Source organism: Kitasatospora sp. NPDC048540, assembly GCF_040651175.1.
In the GTDB taxonomy this organism is placed as follows: domain Bacteria; phylum Actinomycetota; class Actinomycetes; order Streptomycetales; family Streptomycetaceae; genus Kitasatospora.
This window is the reverse complement of sequence record NZ_JBEZIR010000203.1, coordinates 1-10,436: the sequence shown is the minus strand read 5'-3', so window position 1 is coordinate 10,436 and position 10,436 is coordinate 1. Positions and strand designations below refer to the sequence as shown.

Annotated in this window: 11 protein-coding genes; 3 read left to right on the top strand and 8 right to left on the bottom strand. The window is 72.9% G+C overall.

Features of this window, described 5'->3' with window-relative positions; translation table 11 throughout:
* Positions 1-181 (top strand): hypothetical protein (locus AB0D08_RS39120; protein ID WP_359895101.1); only part of this gene is annotated, 181 nt, incomplete at its 5' end.
* A gap of 214 nt (positions 182-395) precedes the next feature.
* Here the strand turns inward: AB0D08_RS39120 and AB0D08_RS39115 are convergent.
* Complete coding sequence (locus tag AB0D08_RS39115) at positions 396-1,400, bottom strand: stage II sporulation protein M (protein ID WP_033824953.1); 1,005 nt, start codon at positions 1,398-1,400, stop codon at positions 396-398.
* A 443-nt stretch (positions 1,401-1,843) separates the two neighbouring features.
* Here AB0D08_RS39115 and AB0D08_RS39110 point away from each other — a divergent pair, with 443 nt between their 5' ends.
* Entirely contained in the window at positions 1,844-2,782 is a 939-nt protein-coding gene (locus AB0D08_RS39110) for an RDD family protein (protein WP_033824954.1), read from the top strand.
* A gap of 7 nt (positions 2,783-2,789) precedes the next feature.
* Here AB0D08_RS39110 and AB0D08_RS39105 read toward each other — a convergent pair whose 3' ends face one another.
* The 7 genes from AB0D08_RS39105 to AB0D08_RS39075 all read right to left on the bottom strand — a co-directional run bounded on the left by AB0D08_RS39105 (position 2,790) and on the right by AB0D08_RS39075 (position 9,809).
* The gene (locus tag AB0D08_RS39105) at positions 2,790-3,425 is read right to left on the bottom strand and encodes a hypothetical protein (protein WP_359895098.1); all 636 of its coding nucleotides are present in this window, start codon (positions 3,423-3,425) and stop codon (positions 2,790-2,792) included.
* Between the two features lie 121 nt (positions 3,426-3,546).
* The gene (ahcY, locus tag AB0D08_RS39100) at positions 3,547-4,995 is read right to left on the bottom strand and encodes an adenosylhomocysteinase (RefSeq protein WP_033824956.1); all 1,449 of its coding nucleotides are present in this window, start codon (positions 4,993-4,995) and stop codon (positions 3,547-3,549) included.
* A gap of 216 nt (positions 4,996-5,211) precedes the next feature.
* Positions 5,212-6,186 (bottom strand): cation diffusion facilitator family transporter, encoded by a 975-nt coding sequence (locus AB0D08_RS39095; RefSeq protein ID WP_033824957.1) that lies wholly within the window; start codon positions 6,184-6,186, stop codon positions 5,212-5,214.
* Positions 6,187-6,274: 88 nt separating this feature from the next.
* On the bottom strand, positions 6,275-7,465 hold the full coding sequence (locus tag AB0D08_RS39090) for an SIS domain-containing protein (RefSeq protein WP_033824958.1): 1,191 nt from the start codon (positions 7,463-7,465) through the stop codon (positions 6,275-6,277).
* A gap of 34 nt (positions 7,466-7,499) precedes the next feature.
* Complete coding sequence (locus AB0D08_RS39085; protein ID WP_033824959.1) at positions 7,500-7,682, bottom strand: Trm112 family protein; 183 nt, start codon at positions 7,680-7,682, stop codon at positions 7,500-7,502.
* A 143-nt stretch (positions 7,683-7,825) separates the two neighbouring features.
* The gene (locus AB0D08_RS39080; RefSeq protein WP_033824960.1) at positions 7,826-9,211 is read right to left on the bottom strand and encodes a phosphomannomutase/phosphoglucomutase; all 1,386 of its coding nucleotides are present in this window, start codon (positions 9,209-9,211) and stop codon (positions 7,826-7,828) included.
* 121 nt (positions 9,212-9,332) lie between these two features.
* A complete protein-coding gene (locus AB0D08_RS39075; RefSeq protein ID WP_082527134.1) occupies positions 9,333-9,809 on the bottom strand; it encodes a DUF3499 domain-containing protein in 477 nt (158 codons plus the stop codon).
* A gap of 43 nt (positions 9,810-9,852) precedes the next feature.
* On the opposite strand from AB0D08_RS39075, the gene AB0D08_RS39070 reads away from it, so the two are divergent.
* The gene (locus tag AB0D08_RS39070; protein ID WP_055731262.1) at positions 9,853-10,311 is read left to right on the top strand and encodes a metallopeptidase family protein; all 459 of its coding nucleotides are present in this window, start codon (positions 9,853-9,855) and stop codon (positions 10,309-10,311) included.
* The last annotated feature ends 125 nt before the right edge of the window (positions 10,312-10,436 follow it).

Below are 10,436 nucleotides of genomic sequence, written 5' to 3'. Positions count from 1 at the left end.
TGACTTTTGGCACGCTGTTGAGTTCTCAAGGAACGGACACTTCCTTCGGACCGCCTTCCAGCGGGCCCTCCGGGCGCTTCGTTCTTTCGTGTTCCGAGCTTATCAGATGTTTTCCGGCCGTTTTACCGGCCTTCATTTCCCTGAATTCCCGCTCGGGGGATTTCCTTCGACTTCGCAGTGAAGCTTATCAAAGCTTCGGAGTGCTCAGTCACAAGGGGTTTTCGCTTTGCCGGCCAACATCCGAGTGGATGCGATGCCCAGGCTTGGCGGTGTCGTAGACACTACGCCCGGCCCCGACTGTTGTCCAGTCGGACCCAACCGTTCAAACCTACTAGCCGACCAGGGCCACGTCAATGGATCTGGAGGGATGATCATGACCCTACCAGCTCTGCGGGTCAGGCTGCGACGGGCTGGAGGTCGGGGCGGTCCGACTCCTCGATGTCGCCGAACTCCCCACGGGAGGCGGTGCGACGGCCCAGAACCAGGGCGTAGAGGAGGAACAGGACCTCGGCCACCACGCCGATCGTGATCCGAGCCCAGGTCGGTAGGCCGGACGGGGTGACGAACGCTTCCAGGATGCCGGAGACGAACAGGACCACCGTCAGGCCCAGCGCCATGCCGATGGTGGCCCGGCCCTCCTCGGCGAGGGCGGTGCGGCGGGTGCGCGGGCCGGGGCTGATGATCGTCCAGCCGAGGCGCAGGCCCATTCCGGCCGCGACGAAGACGGCGGTGAGTTCCAGCAGGCCGTGCGGGATGAGCAGGCCGAGGAAGAGATCGAGCCGGCCGGCCGCCGCCATCAGGCCGATGCCGACGCCCAGGTTCGCGATGTTCCCCAGCAGGACCGGGATCACCGGGATGCCGAGCATCACGCCGTAGACCAGGCACTGGGCCGCGATCCAGGCGTTGTTGGTCCACACCTGGGCGGCGAAGGCGCTCGCCGGGTGCTCCGAGTAGTAGGACTCGGCCTCGCCACCGGGCTTGGTCAGCTCGTTGAAGGCCTCCGGGCCCGCGATGCTGTCGCGGACCTCGGGGTGGGTGGCCACCCACCAGGCGATCACCACGGTGAGGGCCAGCGAGAGCAGCGCGATCGGGATCCACCAGTACCGGGCCCGGTACAGCGCGGACGGGAAGCTGACCGCGAAGAAGCGGCCGACATCGCGCCAGGAGGAGTTCCGGGCGCCGGTGACGGCGCCGCGGCCGCGGGCGACCAGCGAGGTGAGCCGGCCCTCCAGAACGGGATCGGGCACGGTCGCCTGGACCTGGGCGAGGTGGCTGGTGGCGCGCTGGTAGAGCGCGATCAGCTCGTCGGCCTCCTCCCCGCTGAGGCGGCGCCGCTTGGCGAGGGTCTCCAGACGCTGCCACTCCGCCTGGTGAGTGGCGACGAAGACGTCCAGATCCATGCGGCTCGCTCCAGTGCTGCGGGGTGACGGCGGGTGCGGGCCGTGGTGAGTGGCGCCCGGGTGCGCCTAGGGCCTGTCCGGCGGATCTTGTCGGATCAGCGCGCGGCGTCGGGCGCCCGTCCGGGCGTGCGCCCGAATCGGCCTCGTACTGGACGTACTTGGGCGATTCGGGCGTGCGTCCGGTCGGGATGATCCGTCGTCGCGCGCCCGGCAAGATCCGCCGGACAGGCCCTAGCTTGCCAGAGGCCGCCGGGCCGTCGGCAGGTGATCCCCGAACCGGCCGCACCGACAGCAGGCGCACCGACAGCGGCCGCGCCGACGGCCAACCGTCCCGAGGCGGGACCAGTCTTCCCGTCACCGGAGCGTCCCCGTACTGTTTGGCGCTGATGCAGCACGGGGGGCTGGGGGCCGTCCGGTTGCCACGAACGGAGCGGGTGGGTGTTGTGAGCGACCTGGTGACAGGTGAGGCGGTCGTCCTGGGGCTGCGGGCCGCGAAGCTGCCCAGCCGGGCGCTGGCCCGTCTGATCGACACCGTGGCCCAGGTGATCGGGTGGATCGTCACGGCGATGGTGGCCATCGCGGTGGCGGGCAACGCCGACGAGGCCGCGATTGCGGCGATCATGCTCTCGATCCTGGTGTTCTTCCTGGTGGTCCTGCCGGTGCTGGTGGAGACGCTGTCCAAGGGGCGTTCGCTCGGCAAGCTGGCGCTCGGGCTCCGGGTGGTGCGCACCGACGGCGGCCCGGTGCGGTTCCGGCACGCGCTGGTGCGCGGGCTGGTCGGGGTCGTCGAGTTCTCGATGGCCGGTGCCCCCGCGGTGATCAGCTCCCTGATCTCCCCCGAGGGCAGGCGGCTGGGCGACATCTTCGCCGGGACGCTGGTGGTCCGCGAGCGGGTGCCCGCGGCCGCGCTGAGCCACGGCGCGCTGCCGCCGGTGCCGCCGCAGGTGCTGCACGCGCTGGGGGCCGATCTGGTCGCGATGGACCTCTCCGCCGTACCCGAGCCGCTCTGGCTGGCGATCCGCCAGTACCTCGGCCGGATCGGCCAGCTCGACCCCGCGGTGGCCCACGGGATGGCGCAGCGGCTGTCGGCCGACCTGGCCGGGCACACCGGCCGTCCCGTGCCGTACGGGGTGATGCCGGCGATGTACCTGGGTGCGGTGCTGACCGAGCGGCAGCGCCGGGAGTGGGAGCGGGCGACCGCCGCGGCCCCGCGCTGGGGTGCGGCGCCCGGTCAGCCGTACCACCGGCCGGCACAGCCGCAGCAGGTCGCAGCGGTCCCGCAGGCTCCACAGCCCCACCCGCAGCCTCAGCCCCAGCCCCAGCACGAACCGCAGCCCCGGCCGGGCGAGGCCACGGCGGGCGGGTTCGCGCCGCCGGCCTGACGGTGGCTCAGCCGCCGTACTCCGCCGGCCACCGGTTGGGCGGGGACTCCAGTTCCTCCAGCTCGATGCCGGGTGCCGCCAGCACCACGTCGCCGGCCAGGTGGACCAGGTGCTGTTCGCCGGTGGCCAGGTCGGCGACCTGGTAGCGCTCGACCTCCAGCGGTCCGCTGTCGGTCGGGTGGGACTCGACGGCTTCGAGCTGCCAGCCCTGGTCGACGGTGCGCGGGGCGAGGACCGGGTCGGTGAAGGCGACCAGGCGGATCCGAGCGCTGCCGCCGGGGCGCAGCCGCAGCAGCCGGGCGGTGGCGATCAGGAACGCCGGTGAGCTGCCGCTGAAGGCGTGCGCCCGGTCGTGTCCTTCGGCGGCCTGCCCGCCGGCCGGGTCGGCCGCGTCGGTGCGGACCCAGGCGACGCCGTCCACCGCGCCGCCGCGCACCTGCCAGCCGCCGGCCCGCAGTTCCAGGCGCATCGGCCGGCTGCGGGAGTCGAGGGTGAGGTCGGTGGTGGCCAGGGTGGCACCGTCGGGGCCGTACGTCTTGGAGACGTAGCGCCAGCCGGCCGGGCCGGGGGCGCAGCTGAACCGTTCCTCGCCCAGCAGGACGTGGTCGTGGGTGTCGGTGAGCGAGTAGCGGCCGTTGGGCATGGCCCGAAGCCTACGCGGGCGGCGCCGAGCGGTGTCCGGGCGCTGCGGCACCCGGACGTGCCGGTGGCCGGCACCCCGCGTGGGGGTGCCGGCCACCGGTCGGGCGCGGATCAGTAGCGGATCAGTAGCGGTACTGGTCCGCCTTGTACGGGCCCTCGACCGGGACGCCGATGTAGTCGGCCTGCTCCTTGGTCAGGGTGGTGAGCTTGACGCCCAGCGCGTCCAGGTGGAGGCGGGCGACCTTCTCGTCCAGGTGCTTGGGGAGCACGTAGACGCCGATCGGGTACTGGGCGGTCTTGGTGAACAGCTCGATCTGCGCGATGGTCTGGTTCGCGAAGGAGTTGGACATCACGAACGACGGGTGGCCGGTCGCGTTGCCCAGGTTCAGCAGGCGGCCCTCGGAGAGGACGATGATGGTGCGGCCGTCCTCCTTGCGCCACTCGTGGACCTGCGGCTTGACCTCGGTCTTCACCACGCCGGGGAGCTGGGCGAGGCCGGCCATGTCGATCTCGTTGTCGAAGTGGCCGATGTTGCCGACGATGGCCTGGTGCTTCATCCGGGCCATGTGGGAGGCCATGATGATGTCCTTGTTGCCGGTCGTGGTGATGAAGATGTCGGCGGTCTCGACGACGTCCTCGAGCGTGGCGACCTGGTAGCCGTCCATGGCGGCCTGCAGCGCGCAGATCGGGTCGATCTCGGTGACGATGACCCGGGCGCCCTGGCCGCGCAGCGACTCGGCGCAGCCCTTGCCCACGTCGCCGTAGCCGGCGACGACGGCGACCTTGCCGCCGATCAGGACGTCGGTGGCGCGGTTGATGCCGTCGATCAGGGAGTGGCGGCAGCCGTACTTGTTGTCGAACTTCGACTTGGTGACCGAGTCGTTGACGTTGATGGCCGGGAACAGCAGCTTGCCGTCGCGGTGCATCTCGTACAGGCGGTGGACGCCGGTGGTGGTCTCCTCGGTCACGCCCTTGATGGTGGCGGCGATCTCGGTCCACTTGCTGGGCGACTCGGTGAGGGTGCGGTTGAGCACCTCCAGGATGAGGCGGTACTCCTCGTTGTCCGCGGTGGACGGGGCGGGGGCCTCGCCCGCCTTCTCGAACTCGACGCCCTTGTGGATCAGGAGGGTGGCGTCACCGCCGTCGTCCAGGATCATGTTCGGGGTCTGGCCGTCGGGCCAGGTGAGCGCCTGCTCGGTGCACCACCAGTACTCCTCCAGGGTCTCGCCCTTCCAGGCGAAGACCGGGACACCGGCCGGGTTCTCCGGGGTGCCCTCGGGGCCGACCGCGATGGCGGCGGCGGCGTGGTCCTGGGTGGAGAAGATGTTGCAGGAGCACCAGCGGACCTCGGCGCCGAGCGCGGTCAGCGTCTCGATCAGCACGGCGGTCTGCACGGTCATGTGCAGCGAGCCGGTGATGCGGGCGCCGGCCAGCGGCTGGGAGGCCGCGTACTCCTTGCGGATCGACATCAGGCCGGGCATCTCGTGCTCGGCGAGCTGGATCTCCTTGCGGCCGAACGGGGCCAGGGAGAGGTCGGCGACCTTGAAGTCACCGGTGGGGTTTGACGACATGCGTGGGGCTCCTCGCTGCGGTGGGCCTGGTAACGGGTGTGCTGAGCTGCAGAGCGGCCGCGGTCGGGCCCTCTGCTGCGGCACAATCCGTCGGAGGACCTCTCTCCCTCGACCCACGCACCGCGCGGACCGACCGCCATCAGCAGCGACGTTTGGCTCTGCGGACGAATCTACACCGACCGGGCCGTGCGCCGGGGCGTACACACCAGGTTCGGGTCAGTGCGCGGCCGGGCCGGGGCCGCCCGGGGTGGCCTCCGGGTCGGGGCCCGCGGCGGCCTTCTCGGCGCTGTAGATGTCCGGCTCCAGGTAGATCGCCCGGGCGATCGGGACGGCCCGGCGGACCCGCGCCTCGGCCAGGTCGATCGCCTCGGCGATCTGGGCGGCGCTGTCCTCCGCGTTGACCCCGATCTTGGCGGCGACCAGCAGCTCCTCCGGGCCGACGTGCAGGGTGCGCATGTGGATGACGTCGGTGACCGAGTCGTGGTCGACCAGGGCGTCCCGGATCTGGCCCACCACCTCCTGGTTGGCGGACTCGCCGACCAGGAGGGACTTGGTCTCGACGGCCAGCACCACCGCGATCACGACCAGCAGGATGCCGATCGCCAGGGTGCCGATGCCGTCCCAGACGCCGTCGCCGGTGATGACGGTGAGACCGACGCCGAGCAGCGCCAGCACCAGGCCGATCAGGGCGCCGGTGTCCTCCAGCAGCACGACCGGCAGCTCCGGGGCCTTGGCCCGGCGGATGTACGCGGTCCAGCCGTGGCGGCCCTTGTCCTTGACGGCCTCCCGGTAGGCGGTCAGGAACGACCAGCCCTCCATCAGGATGGCGAAGACCAGCACCCCGACCGGCCAGTACCAGCTGTCCAGCTCGTGCGGATGGCTGATCTTCTCGTAGCCCTCGAAGCAGGCGAACAGCCCGCCGACGCTGAACAGCACCACGGCGACCAGGAAGGCGTAGACGTAGCGCTCGCGGCCGTAGCCGAAGGGGTGCTGGGCGTCGGCCTCGCGGGCCGCCCGCTTGCCGCCGATCAGCAGCAGGACCTGGTTGCCGGAGTCGGCCACCGAGTGGACGCCCTCCGCCAGCATCGAGGACGAGCCGGAGAACGCGAAGGCCACGAACTTGGCGGCCGCGATTGCCAGGTTGGCGGACAGCGCCGCGACCAGTGCCTTGGTGCCGCCTTCGGTGCTCATGGTGTGCTCGGGTCCCTCCGACTGGGCCGGAACGGTCCGGCCGTGGATTGTCGAGCGCACATTATCGCGGGGGCGGTGGGCGGCCCGGCTACCGGCCGCCATCCGGTCGGCCCTGGCCGGCCAGGCCGAGGTAGACGGCGGCGAAGTCGGTCAGGCCGACCAGCTCGGCGAGCGCCTGCAGCGGGTCCTCAAGGCTGGAGGAGTACTCGGTCAGCCGGACCTCGTGGGCGTCGGCGAGCCGGCGGGCCCGGCTCACGCTGTGCCCGGCCTCGGCCAGTTCCTCGACGCCCGGGGTGCGGCGCAGCAGGACCAGCTGGAGCTGGAGCGCCTCGGGCTCCTCGACCCGGTCGCGGAAGAAGTCGTCCGGATCCGCGCCGGCGCCGAGGCGGCCGACGAACATGCCGCGGTGCGCGGTGAGCGCCCGCGGCAGCAGACCGGTCAGCGCGGGCAGTCCGGCCCGGTCGGCGAGCATCGCCGCGAACCGGTCGGCGGCGGCACCGGTCACCGGCCCGTCGGCCCACAGCAGCGGGACGGTGTCGGAGAGCTGGGCGGCCAGCGTCTTGGCCGGGTTGGTGTACGCCTGGGCGTCCGGGCGGCAGCGGACCGCGACCTCGTCCAGCCGGTCGGCGGCGGCGGCCAGCGAGCCGGCCGGCAGCTGGGTCACGCCGGTCTTCTCGGCCAGGGCGAGCAGCGGGGCGAGGAACGCCCACAGGGCGCCGGGGTCCTCGGCGGGCAGGTCCGGCTCGTCGGTCTGCGGCTGGTCGCCGTCGTCGACCGTGCTCGGCGGGTACGGCAGCGGCAGGCCGCGGACCTGCAGGGCGGCCTCGGCCAGCGGGCTGCTCTCCGGGGCGATCACCGCGATGGCGCAGCCGCGTACGTACGCCTGCTCGGCGAGCGAGACCAGGCCGCCCTCGATGCCCTGGACGGAGGCCAGCACCACCAGGTCGAGCGGGCCGATCCAGCCGGGCAGCTGCCAGCCCAGTCCGGCGGTGAACACCGGGCCGGCCGCCCGGGCCTCGGCCGGGGGCAGCGGGAGCACCTGGCAGTTGGGCACCGCCAGGGCGGCGAGGGCCGCGGCGGCGGTCAGGGCGCTGCCGCTGCCGGCGACCACGGTGGTCCGGGGCCGGCCCTCGGGGTTGAGGGCGGCCAGGCCGGCCGCGTCGGCGAGCCGCCGGGCGATCCGGATCCGGGCGCCGGCCCCGGCCAGGGCGAGCAGGGCGTGCTGCCGGTCGGCGCGCAGCAGGGCGGCCGGGTCGTCGAGCAGGGAGTCGTCGAGCATGCGGCTGGCCTCCAGCGGGTGACCGGGCGGGGTGTCAGGAGGGGCGGCGGGCCTCGTCCAGGAGCAGCACGGGGATGCCGTCGCGGACCGGGTAGACCAGGCCGCAGCTGTCGCCGGTGCAGCGCAGCTCGTGCTCCTCGCCCTGGACGCTCTCGGCGAGCGGGGCGTGGCACTGCGGGCAGACCAGGATCTCCAGCAGGGAGGACGGCAGGCTCATGGTGTGGGGCTCCAGCTTCGTGCAGAGGGGGGCGGGTACGGCGGCGCCCCGACCGGTAGCAACACTACCGGCCGGGGCATCGGCGGGGTCGGCGCCTCGGCGATCCGGCCGCTGCTCGGCGGGCCGGTGCCGGGGCGGCGAGGTCAGGCCCGGACCAGGGCCAGCACGGCGTCGCGCAGCTCGGCCATCCTGGCGGGGTCCTTGGCCTCGACGTTCAGGCGCAGCAGCGGCTCGGTGTTGGAGGCGCGCAGGTTGAACCACCAGTCGCCGCCGGCGATGGTGAGGCCGTCCAGCTCGTCGACGGTGACGCCCGGCTGGTCGCCGTAGGCGGCGCGGACGGCCGCGGTGCGGGCCTGCTGGTCGGCGACGGTGGAGTTGATCTCGCCGGAGGCCGCGTAACGGTCGTAGCGGGCGGTCAGCTCCGAGAGGGTGCCGTCCTGGCCGCCGAGGGCGGCGAGCACGTGCAGGGCGGCCAGCATGCCGGTGTCGGCGCGCCAGAAGTCGCGGAAGTAGTAGTGCGCGGAGTGCTCGCCGCCGAAGATCGCGTCGGTGCGGGCCATCTCCTGCTTGATGAAGGAGTGGCCGACCCGGGTGCGGACCGGTACGGCGCCGAGCTCCTCGACCACCTCGGCGACGGTCCAGGACGTGATCAGGTTGTGGATCACGGTCGGCCGGTCCTCGCCGGCGGCCCGGGCCCGGGCGATCTCGCGGGCGGCGACCAGCGCGGTGATGGCGGACGGGGAGACCGGCTCGCCGCGCTCGTCGACCACGAAGCAGCGGTCGGCGTCGCCGTCGAAGGCCAGGCCGATGTCGGCGCCGGCCTTGACCACCTCGGCCTGCAGGTCGACCAGGTTCTTCGGGTCGAGCGGGTTGGCCTCGTGGTTGGGGAAGGTGCCGTCCAGCTCGAAGTACATCGGCACCAGGTCCAGCGGCAGGCCCTCGAAGACGGTCGGCACGGTGTGGCCGCCCATGCCGTTGCCGGCGTCGACGACGACCTTCAGCGGGCGGATCGCGGTCAGGTCGACCAGCGAGCGCAGGTGGTCGGCGTAGCCGGTCAGGGTGTCTTGGGCGGACAGGGTGCCGGTGGTGGCGTCGACGGCCGGGACGGTGACGGTGCCGTCCTCGTCCAGCCAGGACTCCACCAGTTCGCGGATCTCGTCCAGGCCGGTGTCCTGGCCGACCGGGGCGGCGCCCGCGCGGCAGAGCTTGATGCCGTTGTACTGGGCCGGGTTGTGGCTGGCGGTGAACATCGCGCCCGGGAGGTCGAGGCGGCCGCTGGCGTAGTAGAGCTGGTCGGTGGAGCACAGGCCGATCTCGACCACGTCCGCGCCGTAGCCGGCGGCGCCCTCGGCGAAGGCCCGGGTCAGGCCCGGCGAAGAGGGCCGCATGTCGTGGCCGACCACGATCGCGGAGGCACCCACCACCTGGACGAACGCCGCGCCGAACGCGCGGGCCAAAGCCTCGTCCCACTGGTCCGGAACCACACCCCGGACGTCGTAGGCCTTCACAAGCTGCTTGAGGTCCCGCACCTGACCGCTCCTGATGTGTATCTGCTCGGACGAAGGGCAGCGTACCCGCAGCTGGTGGGGCCCAGGTGACGGCGGCGGTGCCGGGGGCCCGGAGGGACGGCGTCCGGCGGGGCGGGGGCGGTCAGTTGTCGGGTGAGCGCAGCACCCGCAGGTGGCCGCGGCGCCCGGACTCGCCTGGCTCGCCCTCGCCGGGCCGGCCCGGCCGCAACCCTCGGTCGCGGTCGCCGGGGCGCTCCTGCGGGCGGGCCGCCTCGCGGACCGCGTTGGCCAGCGCCTCCAGGTCGTCACTGCTGCGGCGCAGCGGGTTGGTGTCGGCGGCGAGCCGGACCACCTCCCAGCCGCGCGGTGCGGTGAGCCGCTCGGCGTGCTCGGCGCACAGGTCGTAGCAGTGCGGTTCGGCGTAGGTGGCGAGCGGTCCGAGGACGGCCGTGGAGTCGGCGTAGACGTACGTCAGCGTGGCCACGGCCGGACGGCCGCACGCGGTCCGCGAACAACGACGTACAGAGCTCACGAGGGTGGACGGTACCGCACTCCCGAGCGGGCCGCGACGACCCTCCCCCGGTGGGCGCGGTGTGTCGCCGTCACGCGGGGTGTGCAAATGGTCCACGTCCGGTCGGGCAAGAGCTACGCTCGACGTTGATATGGACAGCTCCGCACCCCAGCCTCCGGCGTCCCCGGCCGGACCACCCAGCCGTGCCAGGCACCGTGATCGGCACGGCCGCGGCCTGCGCGGGCCGCTGGCGCCGCCGCAGGTGCCGATCTCGCTCACCCGCTCCGAGCTCTTCGACGACTACGTGCGCGAGTCGGTAGAGCGGCTGGAGCGGCGCTGGCCGCAGCTGGAGGAGGTCGAGTTCGCGGTCCTGGAGGTCCCGCTCCCCGCGGAGGGTGAGCGGGAGCCGGACAGCGTGCCGCTCGGGCGGGTGATTCCGGCCGCGCCGGGCCGCCGGAGCCGGATCGTGGTCTACCGGCGTCCGGTGGAGATCCGGATGAAGTCGCGCGAGGACCGGGCCGCGCTGGTGCACGAGATCCTGATCGAGCAGGTGGCCGAGCTGCTCGGGCAGTCCCCGGACGCGATCGACCCGCGCTACGGCGAGGACTGACCCGGGCCGGAGCCGACCCGGGCCATGGCTGATCCGGGCCGGGGCCGACCGACCGGTGTGCCGGTCCGGCACCACCGAGGAGATCCTGACCGGTCCCTCGCACACGCCGGACGGCACCATGAACC